Raw genomic sequence first — 25,971 nt, forward strand, 5'->3', positions numbered from 1 at the left:
CCGCGTGCCAGGGCGCAGTTATCTTCGAGCACGGTGAGTTTGACGACACGTGTACCCACTCATTGAAGGCAGAGGCAGGGCGACACAGGGGATAACACTGGGAAGTTTCCGGCCAGGCCTGCGTGTTTTATGTTTGGCAGTTATTGGGCGTTCAACGATGTGAATGTTCACGTCCAGAGGATTTTATTATGAGGTGTTCTGTTTGGATTAAAGCTGCGTTGTTGTTAGTTGCGGTGGGCGCGCTGGCAAATGGAGCGATGGCTAATCCTACGTGTGAACTCGCAAACGGCGTCGTGAAAGAAAACATGGTGTTAAAGGTGTCAGGGCTTACCGTCGGGCGCGATGTGCCAGTGGGGAGCGAGATCTACAGTGAGGATTTCAAGCCTAGTAGAAATTTTTCCACCGGCCTAACTTGTACTTTTACGCGGAACGGATCCGTAGATATTATATCGAGCATTTCGGGAACCGCAGTTCCGGGTTCAGTCGCCGGATACCGTAACGTCTACAAAACTAATGTGGCGGGAATCGGGTTCGCTATTGTAAATTTTTGGACTGGAGCGACTTTCCCTGATAATGAAATCTGGAGTATCCGGAATTTTATGGGGATTAATGGCGATAGCTGTAAGCTTAATACTAAATGTGTACCGACTCAGGATCCGCGATTAAAAATCGTATTAATTAAAACTGCTCACGCAGAGCCGGGTCAGCTCATTGATCTGCCAAACATTGTTCAAGAATATAGTGTTGGGCGTGCAAATCTTAAGAGGATGTTCGTGCTCTCAATTGAGGCGAATGTTACGGTCGCGTCAAAAACCTGCCTTGCAACTCCAGTGGAAGTTAATATGGGGGCAAACATGACCAAGATTTTCACCGGCAACAATAGCGCCGCACCGTGGGTCGATTTTTCAATCAACTTAACTAATTGTCCTGCATTTCACGGGGCGAGTAAAAATATGTTGAGGTTTCGCATAGATCCACTCCTGCCTGCGATCAATTCGAATAACGGTGTACTACGTCTCGAATCCGCACCCACGGCTGGGGCGCGCGCCGCAACGGGTGTGGGTGTCCAGATCGCCTCGACCAACAACAGCCCATTGCCTCTAGGAACAGTTCGGGATAGTGGTCTCACTCTGAGAAACACTGAAGCAAGCTATGCCATTCCCCTGCGTGCCCGTTATCTGCAGACCGAAAGCAAAGTGACCCCAGGTCCTGCCAAGGCTTCGGCGACCTTCACGATAATCTATCAGTAACAGGTAGTACGCCACCGCGGTGATAAAAATAAAAAAGGAGCAGGTATGAAAGTCAAAGCCAATATATTTTTTACGCTATTCGCATCGTCCACGCTCTGTGTCGTTTACGACCTGGCAAGGGCAGAGGATCACGTTCAGCTGAATCCTCCCGAGGTGGACAGAGCAGTCGTCAAACAAAAGTATTCGCGTATTGTGATGTTCGGTGATAGCCAACTCGACGTGGGTAATATCACTAAAAATATCTTCGCTAACCGCCTGCCTGTAACACTGCCGCTAGGCGCGCCTTTCACGCCGGGAGCTGGAAATTTTGCTCAGCAGCTATTGAATGAGCCGATCATTAACGCGAACCCCATATATTGGTCAGAGACTTTTTCTCCCTTTGGGTATGACGTGAAAGTTGAAGTTGAAAGTGAAGGTGGTAAGCAGTTCATAAGAAATGACGCTCATGTGAATATGGCACAAGGCGGTGGTAAGCTGAGTTCGACATTTCCGGGTGCCAGCAAGGATATTCAGAAAACCATCGCTCGCCAAGCGGTGAGCGGGTTCATTGAGAAGTTGCCCACGAGCAGTAGATGGATTTTTAGAAGCATGGCTGATGGAGCCATAAATTTTGTGCTCAGCAGGATGAGTGAGCGAAATATTACGTTGATAAATAAAATTTCGGAGCAACCCCTGCGTTTCAGTGAAGGCGGTGGTGTTTTCAGCAACGATGACTTAGCTATTATCATGGCAGGTGGTAATGACATTATTGAACAGGGCTACACTGGTGCTAGGCAGACAACCATCGCGAGAAGAGAAGTGGCAGAAAGTAGGCAGAAGCTTCTGGTCGATGTGATACACATAGGTGCAAAAAATATCCTGTTCGGAAATATCCCGGATATCAGGCTGACGCCGACACTTCTGAATTGGCGCCAAGGCGAGCAAAACGGGCTGCATCTCGGCATTGCGAGGGACGCTAAAAGTGCATGGACTAATATTTCACACTTAACAGACGACATTAATGCCAGCACGACGCCCATGGTGTTAAACACGCTACTGCGGCACCCGGGGGTGACGGTCACACTATTCGATACATTCAAAATGCTGGGGCATATCGCCGGGCAGGGAGAGTTGTATGGTATCGATGGAAGTCTGAAATTGTCGTGCGACGCAGTAGCCGAGTGCAAGCATGCTCGAGATGCCAAGGAAGATCGATACCTCACCCAGGATGGCCTTCACCCGAGTGTCAATACGAGTAGGGTTTTCGCAAATGCCTACACGGATTATTTGCGAACACCTTCGAAATCTATACGCAACCGGGTGGAGGGGCAAGGAGGTGGGTACAACGCTTATTTCGACGCGTTTGTCGACCTTACCGCTGTGCAAGAAAAAAAAGACACGGTCAGGCACTATATTATAGGCGGTCTCCTAGACCTGAGCCTTCAGCAAGCCGCCGACGCCTTATCGCGTGAAGTTCGTATCGACGGGGGAGTTTTATATTTTGATGGTGCTGCTGAGAACCTCAATTCGAATATCTATACCCAAGCGTTCAGCTCCGACTTGTTGATCGGCGCTGAGGAGGGTAAAAGTGGTGCCGCTATCGATGTAGCCAACATAAACTCGACTCTTACGTACAGCGGTAATGCCTCGGGCGGGCCGCTATTGAAGAGTGGCCCTGGCCGCCTAGTGTTGAGCGGCAACAATACTGTAATGTCTATGGTAAAAGAAGGCATCTTGCAGATTGGTGACGGTACTGACAGGGGGTGGATAGATCAACCTGTTCACAATGAGTCGATCGTGGAGTTCAATAGGAGTGACAACCGGGTGTTCGGCAGCGAAATACACGGCTCTGGTACACTCGTAAAAGCGGGAAGCGGCTCACTGAGCCTGACCGGCTTAGTGAGCATGGAAGGGCGAGCTGAGGTTAACCGCGGCGGGTTGGGGCTCAATAGCGTGATGTCAGCCGTCGACGTCCATGTCAACGATGGTGCTTTCGTGTACGGTTCTGGGAGCGTCAGGTCGATAACACTTGAGCACGGTGCCGCCGTAGCCCCTGGAAACTCCATCGGAACGTTGAACGTGATGGGAGACGTGACGTTCAATAAGGGAGCGATGTACAAGGTGGAGGTAAATCCAGCATCTTTGAGCGATAGCATCAATGCGGGCGGTACCGCGTATATCAGAGGCGGCGAACTTCAAGTCAATGCCGAAGCGGGTGATTACGGCTTCCAAACCCAGTACTTAGTACTGTCAGCACAACACGGTGTGATAGGAAGCTTTGATAACGTTACGTCAAATTTTTCTTTCCTTGAACCCAGCTTGAAATATGGGGCTAGCGACGTGGCCTTATTGCTGTTACGTAATGATGTCAGGCCTGCCGACCTGTGCGAGGGGGAAAACGGCAAATCCGCTTGTGCACAACTGCTTCCGTCGGCCGTGGCACCTGAAGTCATTGCGCAAACACCAACGCCGATTGTAGAGACGCCGAGTGTGGCGCAAACACCAGCGCCGGTAATAGAGGCTCCAAGCGTGGCGCAAACACCAGCGCCTGCAGTAGAGGCTCCAAGCGTGGCGCAAACACCAGCGCCGGCAATAGAGGCTCCAAGCGTGGCGCAAACACCAGCGCCGGTAACAGAGGCTCCAAGCGTGGCGCAAACACCAGCGCCTGCAGTAGAGGCTCCAAGCGTGGCGCAAACACCAGCGCCGGTAACAGAGGCTCCAAGCGTGGCGCAAACACCAGCGCCGGTAATAGAGGCTCCAAGCGTGGCGCAAACACCAGCGCCGGTAATAGAGGCTCCAAGCGTGGCGCAAACACCAGCCCCGGTAGTAGAGGCTCCGAGTGTTGTGCAGCCTGAAGCCCTAGCGGTAACGGCTCCCCCCCAACCTGAAGAATCGCTCATGTCTACTGCTGCAGCCCCGAACCCTCTCAGCGAAGGCTTTCTGGGCGACGGCGAATCTGGGCTGCTGACACTTGAAAACCGAGTTGTGCTGGGGATGTCCCGTTCCGAGTTCATGGCTTTTTCGACCTCCCTGCCAGGAGAAATTCATCCGACCATTGCCACGGTTCTGGATTACGGCTCATCTCATACTCAAGCGTCGGTCACTCATCGTTTATATGAAACTCGCAAGGGCTTGGTGGGGGCAGGGGCCTGGGGGCACATGTTCGGTTCTGAGGGCTCGGAGCAAAGCACCCGTGGTCTTGCCAGCCTGAGTCGCAATAGCCAGGGCTTCGTTCTCGGATCTGACGTGGAGGTAGAGGACATCAGCGTTGGTGTGTTCGGTGGTTATCAGAAGACCTCGATATCGCAAGCACTCGCATCCGCCGATGTAGAAACCTACTCCCTTGGGATCTATGGCGCCAAGCGCTTTGACGCCTGGACTGCGAGTCAGGGTGCGAATGTGGCGTGGCACGATGTCTCTACCAAGCGGCGGATTTATTACAAAGACCAGGTCTCGACACCTGAAGCCAGCTACCATGGCACCACACTTCAACTCTTCACGGAACTGGCTTACGGCTTGGACTTGGGTCGAGCGAGTGTTGAGCCCTACATCGGGCTCTCATATACGCGTCATGACCTTTCTGGTTCTTCCGAGGAAAAAAAGCTGTTCTCTTTGAAAGGTTACCGCGATGTTCAAGAAGTCTATGCCGGCAGACTGGGTGCGCGGGTTAATTATCCTGTTCAACTTAGCGAGAAGGTGACGGTTAACTTTCAGACCGGCGCAGCCTGGAAGCATGCCCTTTCGGATGTTTCCACCCAGACGGACATGCAGTTCCAGTCCCACGGCGAAGAATTTGCCATCGCTGGGCGGCCTTTACAGCGGAACATCTTGAGGGTGAACGGAAACATCAGCGTTCAAACCAAGCATGGCCTGTCGATGGGACTGGATTACATGACTGAACGAGCGCCTGGTATGCGTGATCAGTCCATTTCGTTGTCTGGCGTGTGGGCGTTCTGAAGTAATCGGGCCGACTACGCACCGAGCTTTTCCAGTTTGGTGAATTCGGCAGCGAAAGCGAGCCGGCTAGAAAAGGGGCGCGCTGTGCTTAATGACCAGGGAGTGCAGCGCTTTCAAATTGTCGATAACGGTCTGTACGCAATGAGCGGCGAGCTGGTTGGGCCAATCTATCGAGTCGGCGAGGAGTTGGTGATTCCAGATGGAGCCAATAACTGCCTGTATTCGATACGGCTCGATATCGAGCAGTAGTCCTAGGCAGTGGGCCTTCGGGTGGGCATGGGTGAGAGATGTACTGTACCGATGCTGACATAGGATGGCAAAAACGGATTCGTCGAATCAGTACCTTACTAGCCTCATGAACATTTGTGACATAGCACCTGATTTAACATAATATACATTATGCGCAGTCATCTATAGCAGCCCACGGGCAGTGCCAGGCCAGATTTCAAGCCTGGCACAACCCGTTTAAGCCTTTACCCCTTTACTTGCCGTGCAACGCTTCACTCACCGCATTCACAAACAACGCCTGCTCGTCATACAGCGAGCTCGGCGTCTCTGCGTTCTTCCAGGTCGACCACTGCACCATGACCAGTTTCTCCGCCGGGTTGATTGCAATGGTCTGGCCGTAAATCCCAAGCGCCCAGAGCGTTTGTTCACTGGTGGCGGTTTTCTTGGGTTCGGCATTGGCATCAGGTGCCGGCGCCGAGTACCACCATTGATAGCCGTACTGTCCGTTCGGCGCCGATGGCGTGACCGAGCCTTTGGCAGTCGTCCAGTGTGTCGAGCGTGCAATCCAGTCATCCGGCAGAATCTTCTCGCCTGACGGCAACTGGCCGCCGCTGAGCACGAACTGGCCAAAGCGGCCCCAGTCACGCAACGCTGCGTTGAAGCCGTGGCCGCCCATGTCGACTTTGTCTTTGACCAAGGCATGCCAGACGCCATCCTGTTGCATGCCGTAACGGCTCCAGATGCGGCTTTCGAGGTATTTGGCCAGGGTCATGCCGGTGGCGTTTTCCAGCACGCGGCCTACCAGCCAGGCGCCGCCGGTGTTGTAGGACCAGACTTCGCCCGGTTTGACCCCGGGTTTGCGTTTCACCGATTTGACCAGGTTGAGCACGCAGTCATATGGCGCAGGCTTGGCTTCGCACTGGGTCATGTGGGAGAAATCTGAGTCAGGTGATGCGTAGTTTTCATCCCAGACCACGCCCGAGGTGTGCTGCAGCAATTGGTGCAAGGTCACCTCTTGCCAGGCCGTGCCTTTGAGTTCAGGGATGTACCGGGTGATCTTGTCGTCAACCGAGTTGATCTTGCCTTCCTTTATAGCCACGCCCACCAGCACGCTGACGACTGATTTGGCCACTGAGCGCGAGGTCCACAGGGTGTTTTCGCTGTTGCCTTTGCCGTAGTACTCGTAGGCAATCTTGCCGTCCTTGAGGATCAACAGGCCGGTGACGTTCTGGTTGGCGATGTAGTTATCCAGGTTGTAGTGATTGCCGTTCATTGCATAGCGAATAGCTGGCAACGGGTTGCTGGCCAGCGTTAACGGCGACGGTTTGGCGCCTTGGGTGCTGAATACATCGCCTTCGTACAGGCGGTAGGTATTACGGAAACCCACCACCCGTGTGGCCTGGTCCCAGGTCAGCATGTTGTGCGGGTCCGGCAGCGTTTTATCAAAGGGTTGCGGGCAAACGTTAAGCCCCGGAACGCCACAATGTGCGGCTTGGCTGTCAGCCAGGCTGGTACCGCTGTGGGTCAATCCCAGTGCGGCGATGGTCAATGCCAATACCGAAACAGCCTGGGTGGATTGTTTTTTTATTGTTCTGCGTAACATCGGTACGTCCTCGACTTTCAATGAAATTGCGCCAGTCGATTTCGAGCTTATCAACTTGCGGAAACGGGAAAAGAACAATAAAGTCCGGGTCGATATTAAAAAAACTAACAGCAGTGAACGCCATGCCCAGCGACCGGCTGCCCCCGCTCAATGCCATTCGTGCCTTCGAGGCGGCTGCCCGCCTGGGCAGTTATGTCGCCGCTTCGCGAGCGCTGCACGTGACCCAGCCCGCAATCGGCCGGCACGTGAAAAACCTCGAAGACTGGCTGGGTGTACAACTGCTCGAGCGCACACCCCGCGGCGTTACCCTGACAGCGGCCGGGCTTGAGTTCCAGCAGGCAGCGACCCAGGCCCTGAAGATTCTCGCCGATGCCGGCTCGCGGGTTGCCCGTCGCCAGCAGGAGCGCTGGCTGCGCATCCTGTGTGTGCCGGCCTTCGCTTCGCGCTGGTTGACGCCGCGTATCGATGCAGTGCGCAGCCTGCGCCCGGGCCTGAAGCTGGCCATCGAGCCTAATGCCTCGTTCACGTCAGTGGATGCCCGTCAGGCTGACCTGGGTATCGGTTTTGGCCTGACGGGCGAGCATTCAGGGGTGTTTCTGAGGATGATCAAACCGCCGGTTTTCCCGGTCTGTTCGCCGACGTACCTGGCAAAATTGCCGAATAAAGCCCTGCAGGTGCAGGACTTGCCGAACTGCGAGCTGATTCACGTCGACGACGGCACCTGGTGGAACAGCTGGTTTGCGGCGCAACAGTTACCGCACAAGGTCAGGTCCGAAGCCTCGCACATGAGCAACGACATTGCCTTGAATCTGGCCCGGCGTGGGCACGGGATTGCTCTGGCCACCGAGGTACTGGTCAAGCACGAACTGGCAGACGGCTCCCTCGTGCGCTGTACCGATGCGCAAGTTGCACTTGAAAGCTACCAAGTGCTGACACCGCAACAGCCGTTGTCGGAAGATGCCGCCTGGTTTATCGAATGGTTGAACCAGGCTTTGCGCGAGGAGTTTCCACACGCTGCCATTGAACAAAGGTGATGCTGAAAGTACGCAACTGCCCTACTCTTTTTATAGCGCTGAAATATAACTCAACTAAATAACTATTTAGTTGAGTTATATATTCACGCCTCAGGCAAACAGCTTGAGTACGTCTTCCTGCCACTCATGCCCCTGCGGCGACCAGCCCTTCCCCACAGACGGCGGAAAGCCGGAGTGGCAGTAACCCTGCTGGCCGGTAAAATCAAACACGGCATGGGGATACTCATTGATCAGCAGCACCGCCTTGCTGTGGTCCATGGACCAGCCGATCTTCACTGTCGAGGGCTTCTCCCGGTCGGAGATATCCTCGACGTTATAGATATGCAGTGCATCCTGGATCGGGTTGTCACTGGCGCTGCTGTCCAGGGCGTAGAAATAGGCGGTATTTTCATCGTCTTCGAAGACCACGACAAAAGGCCCCTCCTGCGCCGGTGCCTCGATGACGGTGGCCTGTCCTACGTTCAGTTGTTGCTCTGCTGCCAGATAAATGGGCATGCGGATATCCTTGTCACGACGATAGATAAAAAATTATATCAATATGCTATTAGCCCATCTGTGCTAATCGACCCCCCTCCTCCCTGGCGCTATATTCCCCGGCAACCCCAGTGTTCCCCAACGCCGCGCTTGTGCGGCGTGAGGGATCGTTGTGCCCGTAAAACAGAACAACACCAAGGAAGATGCACCATGAAATCAGCATTCACCAAGATCACCCTGCTCAGCGCCCTGCTGGTCGCCGTCGCCGGTTGCCAGACCATGAAACCCAACGAAGACCGCCTCAAGTCCACCGCGCAAACCACCATCGGCGAGCCGGTGACGAAGATTTCCAACGTGCGTAGCGACCACAGCTCCACCTACTACATCGCCAGCACCGCTTCGGGTGATTACAACTGCGAGCTGCCCAGCGGCGTCATGGTCGGTATCGCCTCGATGGGCATGGGCATGGGCGCGCAATGCTACAACAAGAACAGTGGCCGCCCGCAAAATCCGCTGCAACGCTACTGATTGCGCGCTAAACCGGCGCTGCCGAGGTTTCGCGCAACGCCCGCAGGGTTGCGCGTAGCTCGGCCGGGCGCACCGGTTTGGACAGGATCGCGATCTGGCGGTCGTGCAGGGCCGCCTGGATCTTCTCCACTTCATGCCCGGTAAGAATCAGCGCTGGCACCGCCCTGCCCCGTTGCGCGCGTAACAGGTCAATGCACTCGATACCGGTAGCGTGGTTGCCCAGGTCATAGTCGGCGACGATGATGTCGCAGTCACTGGCGAGGTTTTTGCCGCTCAGTTCGGCCTGCACTTCACAGCCCCAGCGCTCGAGCAAGGCCTTGGTGGCCAGCAGCACGTTGCGGTCATCCTCCACCAGGCAGACTTTCAAACCGGTCAGCAGGCCGACCTGGCTCGGGTCTTCACGGTAGACCTGACGCGTCGGCGCGGTCATTTCGCGCAAACCTTCAAGGCTCACGGCCGTGCCATGGCCCACCCGCGAGCGTATCGTCACCTGCATGGCCATCATCTGCCCCAGGCGCCGGACAATCGACAAGCCCAGGCCTACACCTTCGACGTCCTTGTCGCGCAACTGGCGCACGCGATAGAACTCTTCGAAAACCTTCGGCAGTTCCTCCGCTTCGATACCGCGGCCCTGGTCGTAGATGACGATGGCCAGGCCCTCGCCACGCTTGCGCACGCCGATCAGCACCGGGCGCTGCGGCGCGTACTTGAAGCAGTTGGACAGCACGTTCTGGACCATGGTCGCCAGCAACGCCGGGTCCACCTGTACCCAGTGCTCGCAGGGGCGCAGGCGCAGCTCAACGCCTGCCCAGCGCGCCGCTTCGGCGTTCTGGCGCAACAGGTCGTGGAGGAACTCGCCCAGTTGCACGCTCTGCAGGCGTGGCTGCAACCGGCCGTTGTCGAGGGTGTAGAGGTCGAGGATCGAGCGAAACAGCTGCGAGACGTTGAGCAGCGAGCGGTCGATGTTATCGACCAGCCGGCGTTCTTCATCGCCCAGGCGCGCTTCACGCAGGCAGGCGGTGAACAGGCCGATGGAGTGAATGGGCTGACGCAGGTCGTGGCTGGCCTGGGCCAGGAAGCGCGACTTTTCCAGGTTGGCGGCGGTGGCCTCTTCCGAGGCTTTGCGCGTGCGTTCGAGCAGCAGGTGCGCGTACATCGGGATGACCGTGCTGGTGATCATCAGCATCAGCACCATGAACGGTTGCGCCTGCCAGTACGGCGTCAGCCGGTAGACGCACAGCAGCGCCAGCAACGCCAGGGCGGTGGCGATCGCCAGGTAGCGCGAACCGAAGCGCATGCCGTTGCCCAGGTTGACCCAGACCATCACCGCGTACAGCGGCAGCGCCGCTTCGCCGCCCACCACCAGGCCGAAACAGGTGCCGGTGTAGTCCTGGACCATGCTGAAAATGCGCCGCGCCGGGTACACCCCCGGCCAGCGCACGATAACCTGGCGTATAACCACCGACAGCAGCAGGAACAGGATGATGTAGATCACGATCGGCCGGTAGGTTTCAAAGCGCTGCCCGGGCAGAAAGCCCAGCACGCTGATATAAACCACGGCAATACCGGCGACAATGATGCGCAGGTTAGCCTGGTCGAGCTCGGAGTTTTTCTCGAACTTCATCTGAACATCCTTGTGCGACAGTCGTCATATCCAGCATGAACACCGGGCAGTGCCCTTACCCGGTGGTAAAGTAACACGCCCGTCAGGAACGCCACGCCCAGGGAGGCACTCACCATGGCATGCCGGATAATCATAGCCGACGACCATCCGCTGTTTCGCGAAGCGATGCTGCGTACTGTCCAGCGCCTGCTGCCCGATGCCCAGAGCGAAGAGGCCGGTGATTTCGACAGCGTGCTGAAGCTGGTCGCCAACGGCCCGGAACCCGACACCCTGATCCTCGACTTGCGCTTCCCGGGGCTGACCTGCATCAGCCAGCTGGTCGAGCTGCGCCAGCAATTGCCGCGCACCACCTTGATCGTGGTATCGATGGTCGATGACGAGGAACTGATCGGCGAGGTGATGGCTGCCGGCATCGACGGTTTTATCGGCAAGAATATTGCCCCGGACGAGATTGGCCAGGCGATCCTGGCCATTCGTGAAGGTGAAGTGCTGGTGCGTTTTGCTCCCTCCGGGCTCCTGCCGCTGGACAGCCACGCCGTCGCCACAACCCTGACCGCACGCCAGCAAGAGGTGCTGCGCCTGATCGCCCAGGGCAAGACCAACAAGGAAATCGCCCGCGCGCTGGACATCTCGCCGTTTACCGTGCGCATTCATGTGTCGTCGTTGTTGCGCACCCTCAATGTGCCGTCGCGGGCGGCGGCTGCGGTGAAGTATTCCGGGGTTGCCTGAGGCCCCCGACTCCCCCCGACCAAGTGATCTTGAATTGCCACTTCGCTCTGCTAGCGTTAGCAGCGCAGCCCCCCGGCTGCACGCTGCACAAGGACGATAGACCCTCTGCCAACAATGATTGGAGGCAACAATGAGCGCAGTCACCAGTTCGACCAACTTCGGTCACGGCTACCCTACCCCCGGTCCACAAACACCCAACGCCCAGAAGGTGCTGGACCACGTGTTCTTTCTCTCCGAATCGGCCTGGAAGCAGGTTCGCGAAGAAGAACAGTTCGACTTCATCATCATCGGCACCGGCTTCTGTTCCCTGGCCTTCGCCGAACGCATCCTCGACAGCAACCCCAAGGCGCGGATCCTGATGGTCGAGCGCGGGCCGTTCTTCCTCCCCGAGCACTTCCAGAACCTGCCGATCCCTTACCAGAAGACCCTCGGCGGCTTCTCCGAAACCTTCCCCTGGACCCTCTCGGCGCGCACCGCCAGCCAGCCACCGGGCAATATCGGCTGGCAGCACGGCATGGTGCCGTTCTTCGGTGGCCGCAGCATCATGTGGAGCGCCTGGTGCCCACGGCCGACCAAGGAGGAAATGGCCTACTGGCCCGAGCAGACCATCGCCGCCGCCGAAGCGCGCTTCGCATCGGCCGAAAAGCTGCTCAACGTCATCCCGGCCGACAAGATCGACACCCAGCTCGACCCGCAGGTGCGCGCCCATGTCACCGAGCAGCGCCCGGTCTACGGCACCCTGCAGCTTGAGCTGCAAAACATGCTCGAGCACAACATCAACAAGATCGACTCGGCCACCCGCTGGTTACCGGCGCCACTGGCCGCCGCGGCCGATCGCGCCGGTGGCGTGGACTTTGCCAAGTTCTCGACCCCGGCGGCAATCATGGAGCTGGCCGGCAAACAGGCCGAGCTTGCCGCTGCCGGTACTGGCAACCCGCTGCGGATCATCACCGAGTGCATCGTTGAGCGCATTCACCAGCAAGATGGCGCGGCTACGGCGCTGCAGACTTCGCGCGGGGTGATCAACATCGGCAACGCCAAGCTGATCCTGGCCATGGGCACCCTGCCGCCGGCGACCTTGTTGATGAACTCGTTCCCGCAGATCAAGCGCGCCGGTGATCGCTTCACCGCGCACTTCATCACCTCGGTGGTGGCACGGGTACCGCGCAAGGACTACCCGTTCGCCGACAAACTTGCCGAGCTGGAACTGGCGGCCATTTACCTGGCCGGCAAAAACAAGCAAAGCGGCATGCAGTACCACGTGCAGTTGTCGGTGCTGTCAGACCGGGAACCTGCAAAGAACGCGCAGAAAGCCGCGCGCTACATGCCGGACGTGGTCGCCACGGCGTCGATGGCGCAACTGGAGTCGTCCAAGGACCATCTGGTGTTCGTCTGCGCTGTGCTTGGCGAAATTGATTTTCGCAACCCCGACAACCACTTCCACCTCAACGACCAGGCCGACCCGACCACCAACGTCAACCTGCAAGTGCTGGCCAGCAAAACCGACCAGCAAACCTGGGACACCATGGACGAAGGCACTTTCCAGATGATGGAGCGGGTGTTCGCCCCCGAAGGCAAGGTCGAGTACTGGCACGGCGACCCGAACCTGGGCCACTGGACCAGCGAAAGGCCGGGCATCCCTGAACGGCGGGTGGCCGGGCTGGTGCACGAGGGCTCGACCCTGTGGATCGGCGACAAGGACGATAGCGTGGTTGGCCTGGACTACCGCCCCCATGGCGTGGAGAACGTCTACGTCACCGGCGGTGCGCTGTGGCCGGCCAGTGGTTCGTGGAACCCGACCATGACCATGGTCGCCCTGGCTCAGGATCTGGCCGACCAGCAACTGGACAGCGTCAACACCCCCACCCCGCCCACCTCGGACCTCACTGAAGTCTGACAGGTAGGAGCGGGCTTGCCCCGCGATGAGGCCGGTCAAGCCCATCGCGGCGCAAGTCGAATGCCCACTCGCTTTATTCAGACGCCACAATGGTTCTCGCGAATCAGCTTCTTGTTGATCTTGCCGACGCTGGTCTTGGGAATTTCGCTGACAAAGCGCACCAGGCGCGGAATCGCCCATTTGTTCAGGCGCCCGCTGTCGACAAATGGCTGCAGGTGCCGGGCTAGCGCCGGCTGATCCAGCTCGACGCCGGCAACGCAGACCACCAGGGCCAGCGGCTGCTCGCCCCACTGCGCATCCGCTACCCCCACCACCGCCACCGAATCGACGCCGCTGTGCTGGCTGATCAGGCTTTCCAGCTCCACCGAGCTGATCCACTCACCGCCGGTCTTGATCACGTCCTTGATCCGGTCGCGGATCTGCACCGCGCCGCGCTCATCGATGCAGGCCATGTCGCCGGTGTGCAGCCAGCCGCCGGCCCAAAGGGCGGCGCCCTGCTCCGGCTCCTTGAGGTAACCCTGAGTCAGCCACGGCGCACGTACGACGATTTCACCCAGGCTTTCGCCGTCATGGGCCACCTCCTGGCCCTGTTCATCGACGATGCGCAGGTCTACCAGCGGGATCGGCACCCCGGCGTTGATGCGCAATGGCAGTTGCGCCTGCATGGGCAGCGTCAGGTCTTGCGCACTGAGGCTGGTGATGCTCAGCAGCGGACAGGTCTCGGACATGCCATAGCCGCAGTGCACGCGAATGCCCCTGGCACTGGCCCGCGCGGCCAGGCCCTGGGTCAGCGCGCTGCCGCCCAGCAGCATCTTCCAGCCTGCCAGGTCGGTGCGCTGGCCTTCGTCGCAGTCGAGCATCATCTGCAACAGGGTCGGCACGCAGTGCGAGAAGGTCACCTGCTCTTCGCGCATCAGCCGCACCAGCTGGTTGGGCTCGTAGCGGCCGGGATACACCTGCTTGATGCCCAGGGCCGTGGCCACGTAAGGCACGCCCCAGGCATGCACATGGAACATTGGCGTGATCGGCATGTAGACATCGCCAGCACGCAGCAACGGCTCGCCCCCGCAGGCAGCGAAGGTGCCGAGTTCATTGAGGGTGTGCAGCACCAGTTGGCGGTGGCTGAAGTACACGCCCTTGGGATTGCCGGTGGTGCCGGTGGTGTAGAACAGCGTGGCCACCGAGTTCTCGTCGAAATCGGCAAAGTCGAAGTGGCTGTCGGCACCGGCCAGCAGCGCTTCGTATTCGCCCAGCAGCGGCAGCTCTGTGTGCACATCAGCGCCGTCACTCAGGCGCAGGTAACCCTTGACCGTCGGTAACTGCTCGCGCAACTGGGTCATCAGCGGCACAAAGTCGTCATGCACCAGCACCAGGTGGTCTTCGGCATGGTTCATGGTGTAGCGCACCTGCTCGGGGGACAGCCGCACGTTGACGGTGTGCAGCACCGCACCGAGCATCGGCACGGCAAAAAAGCACTCCAGCGCGCGGTGGCTGTCCCAGTCGAGCAAGGCCACGGTGTCGCCGGGCTTGACCCCGGCCGCAGTCAGCACATTGGCCAGGCGCTGGATGCGCTCGAGCAAGGTGCTGTAGCTGTAGCGCAGCTTGTCGGCGTAGACGATTTCCTGGCCGGGTTGATAGCGCACGCCCGACAGCAGCAGGCGCTTGATCAGCAACGGGTAGCTGTAAGCGCCGGGGGCCGGCTGCATGATGCGGGTGGTGGTCACGTAGGTGTCCTTCACAGTTGCTCGGCCTCCAGCAGATAGAGGCTGTGGCTGCCGGCCTTGACGCTGGCGCTGAGCGAATGGATGCGCGGCAGCAGGCGGGCGAAATAGAAGCGGGCGCTGCCTAGTTTGCTCTGGTAGAAGGCGCCGTCCTGGTCCAGGGCGACATCGGCCATGCGCGCCCACAGGTAGGCATACAGGGTGTAACCGAACACCTGCAGGTACTCCACCGCCGCCGCGCCGATTTCCCGAGGGTTGCCCTGGGCGCGATCGAGCACCCAGGCAGTCAGGTCGTCGAGATTGGCCAGCGCCAGGAGCAACGGCGTCTTGAACTCTGCGCGTGAGGCCGCCAGGGTCTGGGCGTAATCCTTGATCTCCTGGGCCAGTGCCGCGTAGCTGCGGCCACCGTCGGCGACCAGCTTGCGCCCGAGCAGGTCCAGGGCCTGAATGCCGTTGGTGCCTTCATAGATCTGGGTGATGCGGCAATCGCGAATCAGCTGTTCCTGGCCCCATTCGCGAATATAGCCGTGGCCGCCGAACACCTGTTGGCCATGCACGGTGGTTTCCAGGCCCATGTCGGTCAAGAATGCCTTGGCCACCGGGGTCAGCAGCGCGACCCGCGCCTCGGCCTGGCTGCGCTCATCGGCATTTTCGCTGTATCTGGCCAGGTCCAGTTGTAGCGTCACGTAGGTGGAGAATGCCCGCCCGCCTTCGTTCAGGGCCTTCATGGTCAGCAACATGCGCCGCACATCCGCGTGCTCGACGATCGGGTCGGCGCTCTGGTGCGGGTTTACCGGGCCAGTGGCAGCGCGGCTTTGCAGGCGTTCGCGGGCGTACGCCACGGCGTTCTGGTACGAGCGCTCGCCCAAGGCCAGGCCCTGGATACCGACGCCCAGGCGTTCGTAGTTCATCATGGTGAACATGGCATTCAGGCCCTTGTTGGCCTCGCCCACCAGGTAGCCGACTGCGCCGTCGAAGTTCATCACACAGGTGGCCGAGGCCTTGATGCCCATCTTGTGTTCGATCGAGCCGCAACTCACCGCGTTGGCCTCACCCAGCGCGCCGTCTTCATCCACCAGCACCTTGGGCACCAGGAACAGCGAGATACCTTTGGCGCCGGCCGGGGCGTCCGGCAGCTTGGCCAGCACCAGGTGGATGATGTTCTCGGTGAGGTCCTGCTCGCCGCCGGTGATGAAGATCTTCGTGCCGCTGACCCGGTAGCTGCCATCGGCGCGGGGTTCGGCCCGGGGACGGATCAACCCAAGATCTGTGCCGGCATGGGGTTCGGTCAGGCACATCGACCCCGACCAGCGCCCTTCATACATGGGCGGCAGGTAGCGCGCCTTGAGCGCATCGCTGGCATGGTTGAGCAACGACAGGCAAGCCCCGGCGGTAAGCATCGGGTACAGGGCGAACGACAGGTTGGCGGCGTTGAGCATCTCCTCGACCTGGGCGGCGATGACCTTGGGCATGCCCATGCCGCCGTACTCGCTGGCCCCGGCCACACCCACCCAGCCATCCTCGGCGTAATTGCGGTAGGCCTGGGCAAAGCCGTCCGGGGTTGTCACCCGGCCCGCGTGCCACTGGCAGCCTTGCTCGTCGCCGCTGCGGTTGAGCGGTGCCACCTGCTGGGCGATGAGCTTGCCGGCCTGCTCGAGAATCGCCCGTGCGGTGTCGGCATCAACCTGCTCGGCCAGGGCCGGAATGCGCGCCCACTGGCCGGGGATGTCGAATACTTCGTTGAACAGAAACTCCATGTCGCGCAACGGCGGTAGGTAATCAGACATGCGATGAACACTCGGCTTTTTGGCTGTTGAGGTTAAGCCCCTCGACGCTGGTGGGGCTGGGTGAAGGCGCCCGCGCCTGGCTGGCGGGCAAGAGGAAGTGCGACAGCGCCGGGATCAGCACCAGTGCGCCGAGCATGTTCCAGAGGAACATGAAAGTCAGCAGGATGCCCATGTCGGCCTGGAACTTGATCGGCGACCAGGCCCAGCCCACCACGCCGGCGGCCAGGGTGATGCCGACCAGGCCGACCACCCGGCCGGTAAAGGCCACGGCGTTCTTGTAGGATTGCGCCAGCGTCAGGCCCTGGCGCTGGTAATGCAGCTGCACGCTGAGCAGGTACAGCGCGTAGTCCACGCCAATGCCCACGCCCAGGGCGATCACCGGCAAGGTGGCGACCTTGACGCCAATGCCCATCATCACCATCAGTGCCTCGCACAGTATCGAGGTGAGCATCAACGGCAGTACCGCCACCAGGGTCGCGCGCCAGCTGCGAAAGGTGATCAGGCAGAACAGCGTCACCGCCAGGTACACCAGCAACAGCATGCTGCGGTTAGCTTCGCGCACCACGATATTGGTCGCCGCCTCGATCCCGGCGCTGCCGGCCGCCAGCAGGAACTGGCGCTCTTCGCTGCCGTTGGCCTGGGCAAAACGCTCGGCGATCGCCACCACCTGATCGAGGGTGTCGGCCTTGTGATCCTTGAGGTAGGCGATCACCGGCATCAGCGAGCAGTCGTTGTTGAACAGTTCCGGGGCGTTCACCGAGGCTTGCTGGGCGGCGTAATTGAGCACGTCCTGGTTGCGCTGGATGCTGCTCAGCTTGGGGTTGCCCTCGTAGGTGCCGGCGGTGATCTGGCGCACCGCGTTGGTCAGCGACACGGTGGTCTGCACCTGCGGGTTCTGTTGCAGGGCCCAGGCCAGGCGGTCGGCGAGCACCAGGGTCTGGTAGCGCAGGCAGCCTTCCGGGGCGGTCTTGATCATTACCGCGAAGGTGTCGCTGGACAGCGCGTAATGGCCAGTGATGTAGGCGTTGTCGCGGTTGTAGCGCGAGTCGGCGTGCAGTTCCGGGGCGCCGCTGTCGAGGTCGCCAATTTTCAGTTGCAGGCTCAGCCAGAAACCGCCGGCACCGAGCACGGCGGCCACCAGCACCGCGCCGGTTGCCCACTTGCGTTCGGTGAAGCGATCAAGCAGGTCCCAGAGTTTGCCAAAGCCGCGATGCTCGGCGGCGCGCAGGTCGATACGCAGGGCCCGTTCGGCGGCCTTGCGCCCGACGCCGACATACGACAGCGCCACCGGCATCAACAGCAACGAGGTGAAGATCAACACCGCCACGCCAATGCTGGCGGTTATCGCCAGGTCCTTGATCACCGGGATGTCGATCAGCATCAGCACGGCAAAGCCCACCGCATCGGCGAGCAAGGCGGTAACCCCGGCGATGAACAAGCGCCGGAAGGTGTAGCGCGCAGCGATCTGGCGGTGGGTGCCGCGGCCGATGTCCTGCATGATGCCGTTCATCTTCTGCGCCGCGTGCGACACGCCAATGGCGAAGATCAAAAACGGCACCAGGATCGAATACGGATCGATGGCATAACCCAGCCAGGCGACGATCCCCAGTTGCCAGACCACCGCCGTCAACGAGCACAGCACCACCAGCAAGGTGCTGCGCACGCAGCGGGTATAGAGGTAGATGATCAGCAGCGTGGTCAGCACTGCCAGGGCGAAGAACAGCATCACCTGCAGCAGGCCGTCGATCAGGTCGCCCATCAGCTTGGCAAAGCCGATCACGTGCAGCTTGTAGACGCCGCCCGCTTCGTAGTGCTGGCGCAACTGCTCAAGCTTTTGCGAAAAACCGTGATAGTCGATACCGGCGCCGGTCGCCGAAGCCTGGTCGAGCAGCGGCACGATAAGCATGCTCGAGCTGAAGTCACGGGCCACCAGGCTGCCAACGATGTTGGCGCGCTCGATGTTCTGGCGCAGTTGCTGGATATCGGCGGCCGAACCCTGGTAGGCATCGGGCATCACCGGCCCGCCCTGGAAGCCCTCTTCGGTAACTTCGGTCCAGCGCACCGCCGGGCTCCACAGTGACTTCATCCAGGCGCGGTCGACGCCCTGGCTTAGGAACAGTTCGTCGTTGATCTGGCGCAGGGTCTGCAGGTAGGCCGGGTCGAAGATATCGCCCTGGGTGTTTTCCACCACCACCCGCAAGGAATTGCCCAGGCCGCGCAACGACTGGCGGTTGTCCAGGTAGTTCTGGATATAGGGATGACCCTGCGGAATCATCTTCTCGAAACTGGGCCGCAGTTCCAGGCGGGTCAGGGCCATGTAGCCCAGCACCAGGGTGACCAGCAGCATGCACAGCATAAATGGCAGCCGATGGTTGAACACCAGGCGTTCTAGGCGGTTGCCGGAGCGCGCATCGAAGTCGCCAAGGTTGCGGATCACCGGCAAGGTGTCTTGTTGGATATCGGCCATCAGGGTTTTCTCTTGTTATGGCTGCTGCGGTTGTTCGAGGGCCAGGGTGCGAATGCCGCGCTCACCGACCAGCACCAGCTCGGCGCCGCTATCAAAGGCCGCGCCACTGACCGGCGCGCGCTGGGCTTGGGCCACGGCGCTGAAGCTTGCGCCGTCATCGCTGCTCTGCAGCAGGTCGCCGGCCTGGCTCGACAACCAGAACCGCCCGCTGGCGTCGAGGCTGGCGGCGGTGATGCTGGTGTTCAGATCCGTCTTGATCGTCTGCCACTGGCTGCCGCCGTCGCTGCTGCGCAACACATGGCCGCGCAACCCGTAGGCCAACAGCACCCCCGGTTTACCGGTCACACCAAAAAGCGTGCCGGCATAGGGTGTGCTCAGGCGTTGAAATCGTTTGCCATCGGCGCTCAGCTTGAGCAGCAGGCCCTGCTCGCCGCTTATGTACAGCGCGCCGTCGACACTGGCCAGGCCATTCAGGTGCAGGCCCTGCGGGTTGTCGCTGCGCTCCAGCCACGGCGTCCAGTGCTGGCCGCCATCAACCGTGTGCAGCAGCAGGTTGAAAACCCCGACCGCGTAGCCTTGCAGCGGGTCGCTGAACCAGACATCCAGCAACGGCTTGTCGGCGCCCTCCGCGACCAGGCGCTCGCCCTCGCTCACCCAGCTTGCCCATTGATCGCCGCCCGCTTGCGCCCGGGCCTGGTAATAGGCCAGCACCTGCTCGCCGAGCACGCGCCCGTCGAGCTGTTTTTCCCAGCTCAAGCCGCCATCGCGGCTGTGCAGGATCACCCCGTCGTTGCCCACCGCCCAGCCCAGTTGCGGGGTCGGGAAGCTCACCGCGTTAAGGTCGGCGCTCACCGGCACCCGGGCTTGCTGCCAGTGGCTGCCATGGTCATCCGAGTAGAGGATGTGCCCGCGCGGCCCCACCGCGACCATCCGTGTGCCGGCGCGGGTGACATCGCGCAAGGCGCTGCTCGCCGCCAGCGCGCTGGGCTGCGCCGGCAGGTCGAGCACGTCGACATAGGGCTCGGCCTGCACCGCGCCGTGCAGCGCGGCCCAGGCCAGCAGCGTCAGGCTGCAGCGTTTGAAAACATCCATCCCTGATCCTCCTCGATGGGTACGCAACGGGCTCAGCGAATGCCGGCCCCGGCCAGGGACTCGGGCGACCACTGGGTGCGCGACAGCGGCTCGATATAGCGAATGCCACCGTAGGCCCCGACCACGCCATTGAGGTTGTAGGTGCCGCCGATCAGGTCGTAGATCATGAACGGCGTGGCATCCGGGGTCTGCTTGTCGTAGCTCTGGCTGAGGAAGGCGAAGCTGCCGCGGTACAGCTGGCCACGGGCGTCATACTGGTCCGACGCCAGGGCGATCCAGCTGTCTTCGTCGAGGTAGAAGCGGCGCTTGTGGTAGATGTGCCGGGCGCCGTCCTTGAGCTTGCCTTCGACCACCCAGACCCGGTGTTTTTCCCAGCGCACGAACTGCGGCGCGAGGTGATTGGCGGTGGTCAGTTGCTTGACGTCGGTGTTGTAGGTCAGGCGGTAGGTGTTGTACGGCACGTACATTTCCTGCTTGCCGACCAGGGTCCAGTCGTAACGGTCCAGGGCGCCATTGAAGACGAACACGTCATCGTAGGTGCCCGAGCCCGAGGTGCCCGGGTTGGGCGTGTCGTAGGCCAGGTTCGGCGCCAGCTTGACCCGGCGCTGGCCCGGCAGGTACTGCCAGGCGCTGCGCGGTTGCACCAGCGGGTTGGCGGCATCGCGCAGCATCATTGCCTCACCTGCGCGGCGGGCCGGCGCGGTGTAGGTGAGCTTCATCTGGTAGTAGGTGTCCTTGGCGCCGATCGGCTTGGCCATGTCCTCATAAATCGGGTAGCTGATGTTGGCCTGGCCGGTGGTGCTCAGGGTGGCGTTGCCGGCGGCATCGACGTTCCACGAGTCGTACTTGGCGGTCATGCTCACGCCCTGGTAGCGCAACAGGAAGTTCCACATGGCCTCGGCGCCGCTCTGCGGGATCGGGAAGGGAATGCCCGGCAGCACATTGTCGACCGCGCTACCGCCCTCCTGGCTGCGCGCCCCCACGGCGTTCTTCAGGGTGTTGTCGAGCACCGGCTGCGGCAGCGCCACGGTGCGGTGGGTGGGGTAGACATCGACGCGAAAACTCGGAAAGCGCTTGAGCAGCTCCTGGGTGGTGGCGGTCAGTTGCCCCTTGAACTGCTCGGCATTTTTGCCATCGATGACCAGCAGCGGTTGCTCGGCGGCGAACGGGTCCGGGCGCATGCTTGCACCGGCCTGGTACGCCGCCGGCGGGGTCAGCAGGCCGCCCTGGTAGGCGGGGATCGAACCGTCGGCGTTGGCGGCCTTTTCTGCGCCAATCGGCGTCAGGCTAGTGCCCAGGCGCGCGGCCTGGTCGTTGGAGACGGCGGCGTGAGCCGGGTTCAGGGCAGCCAGCGACAGGCACGTGGCCAACAGGGTGTGCACGTAGTTCATGTTGTTGTTTTCCTGTGTGACTCAGAAGGTGGTTTTCAGGGTCAGGTACAGCGCGCCACGGTCCTCGGTGGTGGCGGCGCCGCCAGAGAACGCGGCGTAACCGCCGCCGTAGCAGGTGTAGTCCTGTTCGCCGTCCAGGGCGTTGGGGGTACTGCCGTCGGTCTGGCCGTCGTTGCAGGACTGGGTCTTGCCGAAGCCATCGACGTACTTGAGGTCGACGAAGTACTGGTTGTAGATCGCCGCGCTCAGGCCCACGGCGTAGTTGCCGGTGTTCTCGGCGCCGCCGCCCTGCACCGGCGATACGCCGTCCAGGCCAACGTTGATCGACAGCGGCAGGCTCAGGTCCATGCCAGGGAGCACCTGGTACCAGGTCGGGGTGAAGTTGACCGCGATCCCCCAGTTGTCGCGGGTCGGCTGGTCGATGCCGCGGTAGCTGCCCTTGCCCTTGTACAGGGCCTCGTTGTGGCTATCGAGCTTGAGCAGGTTGCTGTAGAACAGCTCGCCCAGCAGGGTCGCCGAATCGAACAGCGGCGTATCGCCGATGGTCATCAGGCCGTTGAGGGTCCAGTGCAGGGTGTCGCCGGTGGCGCTCATGCTGTCGCCGTCGGACGGCAGCTCATAAACCACGCCGCTGCTGGGCAAGCGCGCCGGCAGCAGGCCGAAGCCGCCGCCCAGGCCGGCCTGGCCCGGTGCGCTGAGAATCGCCGGGATACTCGCCAGGGGCATGTTGTGGCGAATGTTCAGGTCGCTGCCGACGCTGATACCGCCGACATCCTTGGACAGGCTCAGGCCGTAGATGTCGATGTTGTCGGCGTAGGCGAACTGGTAGGTGGCGCTTTGCAGCGAGTTGTACAGGTTGCCTACCGCGCCCTGGGCGCTGCCCGGCGGGCTGCCGAAGGGGCCGTTGGCGACGGTCAGGCCGCGGGCATCAAGCCAGGCCTGGGGCAGGATTTCCGAGGTCTTGCGGTAGTAGAAGCCCAGGGTGCCGCCCAGCCATTCGGGCGACCACTTGGCCATGACGCCCCAGTCGCCGCGTTTGTCCGGGGTCAGGTCGTGGCCGCGGCGGATGTTGGTCAGCGCACCACGTACCGGGATCAGCCCGGGCGTGCCGGTGTGGCCGAGCAGAAAACTCTGCGCGCCCTCGCCCACCAGGTCCGAGCCGCCGTAGTAAGTGCCCGCTTCGGGCAACCGCGCGGCATCCCAGTCGAGGAAGTACTGTGCGCCAATGGTCAGCTCCGGGTTGACCAAAAACGCCGTCGACAGCTGGTTGCGCGGCACGAACAGCTCCTTGGCTTCGGTGCCGGGTGACGCCGCCAGCTTGGCCAGGTCCAGGCCCGACTGGCCGTAGCTCAGCGAATGCACCGGGTTGAGCAGGGTTTCGCCCCAGAACAGGTTGTGCTGGCCCAGCTTGGCGCTGATCTGCGACGAATCGCCCACTTCTCGGCGCATGAACACGAAGGCATCCAGCACTTCCCCGGAGGGGCCGCTGTAGTAGCGCTGGGCGTAGTTGCTCAGGTGCGAACTGCCCAAGGGCACGCCGGTGCCTGGCAAGCCGTTGAGGCTGGGGTTGATGCCCGACTGGCCGCCGTTGCCGTTGACGAACGGGTTGGCGTTGGAGCCGGTGTTGTCGTAGGCCTTGTCGTACCAACTGGCGGCGCTGACGCGAAAGCCCATGTTGCCCTGGTAGATCACGTCCAGCTCGGTGAGCAGGTCGACACGGTTGGTGACCGTAGTGCCGGCCTTGCGGAAGTTGTAGTTGCCGTCGTTGTTGTTGGGGGTTGCCAGCAGGCGCTTGTCGGCGCTTTCGGTGCGTACGCCGTAGTTGTACTTGACCGTGTTATCCAGGCGCACGGCCCAGTCTTCACTGCCGGTATCAACCTCAAAGGCCTGCGCGCCGGGCAACGCCAGCAAGCCGATGGCGCAGGCGAGCAGACAGCGCTGTGGCTTCACAGCACGGTGAATGCGAGGGTTTGGCATCGCGATGACTCCACTTATTGTTATTGTTTTTTTTCGCTGCCCGTCGTTTGCGGGCTTGGCTCAAGCGTCCGTGCGCTACTGCAGGATTAGCGATCCAGGGCCTGGATCAGGGTTTCGGCCTGGGGCCAGGGGCCGTAGCCGGCTGCCGGGTTGAGGTGGCCGACGGCACCCAGTTCCAGTAGCTGGCTACCCCAGCCACGGGCCATGCTGCTCACCGCCTCAAGGCTTGCCAGGTGATCATTGCTGCTGGCGGCGACAATGCTCGGGAACGGCAGCGGCGTGATCGGCAACGGGCTCCAGCCGTTGGCGTGCAGGCTGTCCGGGCTTGGGTAGGCGGCGGGCCACGCCGCTTGCAGGTCTGGCGGGGCCGCCAGTAGCGCGCCTTTGATCGGCCGCTGATAGCGTGCGGCCCAATGGGCCACCATCAGCACCCCGGCGCTGTGCGCGACCAGCACGACATCGCCGTCGATCTGCTGCAGCGCCTGCTCGATGGCTTCGACCCGGGCGTTGCAGTCCAGGCCGTTGCGCTGCAGCGCTGGCACCGTCTGGACCTTGGCCAGGCGCGCCGCCAGCAAGGTCTGCCAGTGATCGGCAACGTGCTCGCGCAGGCCGGGGACGATCAGGACAGTTGCGCGGGTATGCAGTTTTTCCACGTCGGCACCTATGCTCAAGACAGTCCGCTCACAGGTCATCTGGAGCGCTTGCACAGTCACAGTAATCACCCCTCCCCCCTGGTGCTTTACATTGCGCGTCAGCCACTTTTCATTTGGTGACAGTACTGCCGGCAAACGACCGGGCGCCCGGTTATCGCAGGCGTTGGCCGACGAAGCACTGCTGCCGGCGGCTTCTCATTTGACGACACCCGCGCTATAACGAGTGACCCGCCACAGAAGCGGGACGCCCGATGACCACGCGTGGAAAACAACAACAATGACCGCCCTTGTACGTGCTGCCAGCCTGACCAACTACCTTGAGGTGTCTCGCCACCTCGGGCTCAACCCCCATGCCCTGCTGGCTCAGGTCGGCCTCAGCGCTGCCCTGCTCGACGACCCCAATCAACGCATCGCCGTGTCCAGCGTGGTCACCCTGCTGGAGGAATCCGCGCGTGTCAGTGGTTGCGATACCTTCGGCCTGCGCATGGCCGAGCTGCGCCAGCTGTCGGACTTTGGCGAGATCAGCCTGCTGCTCAGCCACCAGCGCACCCTGCGTGATGCCCTGCAGGTGATCGTCCAGTACCGGCATTTGCTCAACGACGCCCTGGCCATTCATATCGAAGAAGCCGGCAAGACCGTGATCATTCGCGAAGAAGTGGTTACCGACCTGCCCCAGCGCGGGCGCCAGGCTACAGAGCTGGCAATTGGCGTAATGTTGCGCCTGTGCGCCGCACTGCTGGGGGCTCACTGGCACCCGATCAGCGCCAACTTCACCCACGCGGCCCCGGCGGACCTGGCCATTCACCGGCGGATTTTTGGCTGCAAGCTGGTGTTTGGCAGCGAGTTCAACGGTATCGTCTGCCCGGCCGCCGACCTCGACACCGCCAACCCCTTGGCCAACGAGGCCATGGCGCGCCTGGCGCAGCGTTACCTGGACACCCTGCAGGCCGGTGGCAAGCTGTCGCTGGAGCTGGAAATGCGCAAGACCATCTACCTGCTATTGCCCATGGGGCGAGCAACCATCGAGCAAGTGGCGCAGACCCAGGGTATGAACGTGCGCACCTTGCAGCGGCGCCTGGAGGAATGCGGGGTGACCTTCAGCGATTTGATCAACGGCGTGCGCCGCGACCTGGTGATCCGCTATCTGGAGAATCCTGCCTATTCGCTGGGGCGGATTGCCGACATGCTCGGCTATTCGATGCCCAGCTCATTCACCCGCTGGTTCATCGCCCAGTTCGGCATGCCGCCGGCGACTTGGAGGACGCAGCATGAGCGCCGGCAAGAGCCGCCGCCGCTGTAAAACACGAGCGCGCAGCGGTCGTAATCCAGTCAACACCTCTTGTGCTGGCTGCACCGGCCTCATCGCCGGCAACGCCGGCTCCCACAATGGACCTGCATGCACCGGACCTGTAGGAGCTGGCCTTGCCGGCGATCGAGCGCGCAGCGGTCGTAACCCAGTCAACACCTCTTGTGCTGACTGCACCGGCCTCATCGCCGGCAAAGCCGGCTCACACAATGGATCGGCGTACACGGAGCCCGGTAGGAGCTGGCTTTGCCAGCGATCGAGCGCGCAGCGGTCG

The 25,971-nt window shown here is 61.2% G+C and carries 18 protein-coding genes; 7 read left to right on the plus strand and 11 right to left on the minus strand.

Features of this window, described 5'->3' with window-relative positions; all coding sequences use genetic code 11:
- Nucleotides 1-188: 188 nt before the first annotated feature.
- Nucleotides 189-1,250 carry a fimbrial protein gene (locus ABIE20_RS01425; protein WP_429502177.1) on the plus strand — a complete coding sequence of 354 codons (1,062 nt, stop codon included), beginning with the start codon at nucleotides 189-191 and terminating at the stop codon, nucleotides 1,248-1,250.
- 45 nt (nucleotides 1,251-1,295) lie between these two features.
- A complete protein-coding gene (locus ABIE20_RS01430) occupies nucleotides 1,296-5,186 on the plus strand; it encodes an autotransporter domain-containing protein (RefSeq protein ID WP_429502179.1) in 3,891 nt (1,296 codons plus the stop codon).
- A 481-nt stretch (nucleotides 5,187-5,667) separates the two neighbouring features.
- Here ABIE20_RS01430 and ABIE20_RS01435 read toward each other — a convergent pair whose 3' ends face one another.
- Both ABIE20_RS01435 and ABIE20_RS01440 read right to left on the minus strand, forming a co-directional pair.
- Nucleotides 5,668-6,831: a serine hydrolase domain-containing protein gene (locus ABIE20_RS01435; RefSeq protein WP_429502181.1), complete on the minus strand. Its 1,164-nt coding sequence runs from the start codon at nucleotides 6,829-6,831 to the stop codon at nucleotides 5,668-5,670.
- Between the two features lie 82 nt (nucleotides 6,832-6,913).
- Entirely contained in the window at nucleotides 6,914-7,141 is a 228-nt protein-coding gene (locus ABIE20_RS01440) for a hypothetical protein (protein WP_429502183.1), read from the minus strand.
- Between ABIE20_RS01440 and ABIE20_RS01445 the strand changes: the two genes are divergently transcribed.
- Nucleotides 7,140-8,051: a LysR substrate-binding domain-containing protein gene (locus tag ABIE20_RS01445; RefSeq protein ID WP_429502185.1), complete on the plus strand. Its 912-nt coding sequence runs from the start codon at nucleotides 7,140-7,142 to the stop codon at nucleotides 8,049-8,051. The genes ABIE20_RS01440 and ABIE20_RS01445 overlap by 2 nt on opposite strands.
- 90 nt (nucleotides 8,052-8,141) lie before the next feature.
- Here ABIE20_RS01445 and ABIE20_RS01450 read toward each other — a convergent pair whose 3' ends face one another.
- Nucleotides 8,142-8,546, minus strand: a complete 405-nt coding sequence (locus ABIE20_RS01450; protein WP_429502187.1) for a DUF2251 domain-containing protein — start codon at nucleotides 8,544-8,546, stop codon at nucleotides 8,142-8,144.
- A 189-nt stretch (nucleotides 8,547-8,735) separates the two neighbouring features.
- Between ABIE20_RS01450 and ABIE20_RS01455 the strand changes: the two genes are divergently transcribed.
- Complete coding sequence (locus tag ABIE20_RS01455; RefSeq protein WP_429502189.1) at nucleotides 8,736-9,053, plus strand: hypothetical protein; 318 nt, start codon at nucleotides 8,736-8,738, stop codon at nucleotides 9,051-9,053.
- Nucleotides 9,054-9,060: 7 nt separating this feature from the next.
- On the opposite strand, the gene ABIE20_RS01460 is transcribed toward ABIE20_RS01455, so the two are convergent.
- Complete coding sequence (locus ABIE20_RS01460; RefSeq protein ID WP_429502190.1) at nucleotides 9,061-10,677, minus strand: ATP-binding response regulator; 1,617 nt, start codon at nucleotides 10,675-10,677, stop codon at nucleotides 9,061-9,063.
- A gap of 114 nt (nucleotides 10,678-10,791) precedes the next feature.
- On the opposite strand from ABIE20_RS01460, the gene ABIE20_RS01465 reads away from it, so the two are divergent.
- Both ABIE20_RS01465 and ABIE20_RS01470 read left to right on the plus strand, forming a co-directional pair.
- Nucleotides 10,792-11,406 (plus strand): LuxR C-terminal-related transcriptional regulator, encoded by a 615-nt coding sequence (locus ABIE20_RS01465; RefSeq protein ID WP_429502192.1) that lies wholly within the window; start codon nucleotides 10,792-10,794, stop codon nucleotides 11,404-11,406.
- A gap of 130 nt (nucleotides 11,407-11,536) precedes the next feature.
- Entirely contained in the window at nucleotides 11,537-13,303 is a 1,767-nt protein-coding gene (locus ABIE20_RS01470; RefSeq protein ID WP_429502194.1) for a GMC oxidoreductase, read from the plus strand.
- 77 nt (nucleotides 13,304-13,380) lie between these two features.
- On the opposite strand, the gene ABIE20_RS01475 is transcribed toward ABIE20_RS01470, so the two are convergent.
- From ABIE20_RS01475 to ABIE20_RS01505, 7 genes are all read right to left on the minus strand, one after another.
- Nucleotides 13,381-15,009 carry a fatty acid--CoA ligase gene (locus tag ABIE20_RS01475; protein ID WP_429502384.1) on the minus strand — a complete coding sequence of 543 codons (1,629 nt, stop codon included), beginning with the start codon at nucleotides 15,007-15,009 and terminating at the stop codon, nucleotides 13,381-13,383.
- A 29-nt stretch (nucleotides 15,010-15,038) separates the two neighbouring features.
- On the minus strand, nucleotides 15,039-16,811 hold the full coding sequence (locus ABIE20_RS01480; protein WP_429502196.1) for an acyl-CoA dehydrogenase C-terminal domain-containing protein: 1,773 nt from the start codon (nucleotides 16,809-16,811) through the stop codon (nucleotides 15,039-15,041).
- A complete protein-coding gene (locus tag ABIE20_RS01485; RefSeq protein WP_429502198.1) occupies nucleotides 16,804-19,278 on the minus strand; it encodes an efflux RND transporter permease subunit in 2,475 nt (824 codons plus the stop codon). Before ABIE20_RS01485 ends, ABIE20_RS01480 begins: the two co-directional genes overlap by 8 nt.
- A 15-nt stretch (nucleotides 19,279-19,293) precedes the next feature.
- Nucleotides 19,294-20,370: a WD40/YVTN/BNR-like repeat-containing protein gene (locus ABIE20_RS01490; RefSeq protein WP_429502200.1), complete on the minus strand. Its 1,077-nt coding sequence runs from the start codon at nucleotides 20,368-20,370 to the stop codon at nucleotides 19,294-19,296.
- A gap of 32 nt (nucleotides 20,371-20,402) precedes the next feature.
- A complete protein-coding gene (locus ABIE20_RS01495) occupies nucleotides 20,403-21,761 on the minus strand; it encodes a DUF1329 domain-containing protein (RefSeq protein ID WP_429502202.1) in 1,359 nt (452 codons plus the stop codon).
- Nucleotides 21,762-21,782: 21 nt separating this feature from the next.
- Nucleotides 21,783-23,738 carry a DUF1302 domain-containing protein gene (locus tag ABIE20_RS01500; protein ID WP_429502204.1) on the minus strand — a complete coding sequence of 652 codons (1,956 nt, stop codon included), beginning with the start codon at nucleotides 23,736-23,738 and terminating at the stop codon, nucleotides 21,783-21,785.
- An 86-nt stretch (nucleotides 23,739-23,824) separates the two neighbouring features.
- The gene (locus ABIE20_RS01505; protein WP_429502206.1) at nucleotides 23,825-24,391 is read right to left on the minus strand and encodes an RBBP9/YdeN family alpha/beta hydrolase; all 567 of its coding nucleotides are present in this window, start codon (nucleotides 24,389-24,391) and stop codon (nucleotides 23,825-23,827) included.
- Nucleotides 24,392-24,668: 277 nt separating this feature from the next.
- On the opposite strand from ABIE20_RS01505, the gene ABIE20_RS01510 reads away from it, so the two are divergent.
- Nucleotides 24,669-25,691: an AraC family transcriptional regulator gene (locus ABIE20_RS01510; protein WP_429502208.1), complete on the plus strand. Its 1,023-nt coding sequence runs from the start codon at nucleotides 24,669-24,671 to the stop codon at nucleotides 25,689-25,691.
- The last annotated feature ends 280 nt before the right edge of the window (nucleotides 25,692-25,971 follow it).

It is taken from the genome of Pseudomonas sp. 2835 (assembly GCF_050435905.1).
Taxonomy (GTDB): Bacteria; Pseudomonadota; Gammaproteobacteria; order Pseudomonadales; family Pseudomonadaceae; genus Aquipseudomonas.

Coding starts and splice junctions, on each gene's coding strand:
- ABIE20_RS01425 (WP_429502177.1), top strand. CDS start 189: ATGAGGTGTTCTGTTTGGATTAAAGCTGCGTTGTTGTTAGTTGCGGTG.
- ABIE20_RS01430 (WP_429502179.1), top strand. CDS start 1,296: ATGAAAGTCAAAGCCAATATATTTTTTACGCTATTCGCATCGTCCACG.
- ABIE20_RS01435 (WP_429502181.1), bottom strand. CDS start 6,831: ATGCTGACCTGGGACCAGGCCACACGGGTGGTGGGTTTCCGTAATACC.
- ABIE20_RS01445 (WP_429502185.1), top strand. CDS start 7,140: ATGCCCAGCGACCGGCTGCCCCCGCTCAATGCCATTCGTGCCTTCGAG.
- ABIE20_RS01440 (WP_429502183.1), bottom strand. CDS start 7,141: ATGGCGTTCACTGCTGTTAGTTTTTTTAATATCGACCCGGACTTTATT.
- ABIE20_RS01450 (WP_429502187.1), bottom strand. CDS start 8,546: ATGCCCATTTATCTGGCAGCAGAGCAACAACTGAACGTAGGACAGGCC.
- ABIE20_RS01455 (WP_429502189.1), top strand. CDS start 8,736: ATGAAATCAGCATTCACCAAGATCACCCTGCTCAGCGCCCTGCTGGTC.
- ABIE20_RS01460 (WP_429502190.1), bottom strand. CDS start 10,677: ATGAAGTTCGAGAAAAACTCCGAGCTCGACCAGGCTAACCTGCGCATC.
- ABIE20_RS01465 (WP_429502192.1), top strand. CDS start 10,792: ATGGCATGCCGGATAATCATAGCCGACGACCATCCGCTGTTTCGCGAA.
- ABIE20_RS01470 (WP_429502194.1), top strand. CDS start 11,537: ATGAGCGCAGTCACCAGTTCGACCAACTTCGGTCACGGCTACCCTACC.
- ABIE20_RS01475 (WP_429502384.1), bottom strand. CDS start 15,009: ATGCAGCCGGCCCCCGGCGCTTACAGCTACCCGTTGCTGATCAAGCGC.
- ABIE20_RS01480 (WP_429502196.1), bottom strand. CDS start 16,811: ATGTCTGATTACCTACCGCCGTTGCGCGACATGGAGTTTCTGTTCAAC.
- ABIE20_RS01485 (WP_429502198.1), bottom strand. CDS start 19,278: ATGGCCGATATCCAACAAGACACCTTGCCGGTGATCCGCAACCTTGGC.
- ABIE20_RS01490 (WP_429502200.1), bottom strand. CDS start 20,370: ATGGATGTTTTCAAACGCTGCAGCCTGACGCTGCTGGCCTGGGCCGCG.
- ABIE20_RS01495 (WP_429502202.1), bottom strand. CDS start 21,761: ATGAACTACGTGCACACCCTGTTGGCCACGTGCCTGTCGCTGGCTGCC.
- ABIE20_RS01500 (WP_429502204.1), bottom strand. CDS start 23,738: ATGCCAAACCCTCGCATTCACCGTGCTGTGAAGCCACAGCGCTGTCTG.
- ABIE20_RS01510 (WP_429502208.1), top strand. CDS start 24,669: ATGACCGCCCTTGTACGTGCTGCCAGCCTGACCAACTACCTTGAGGTG.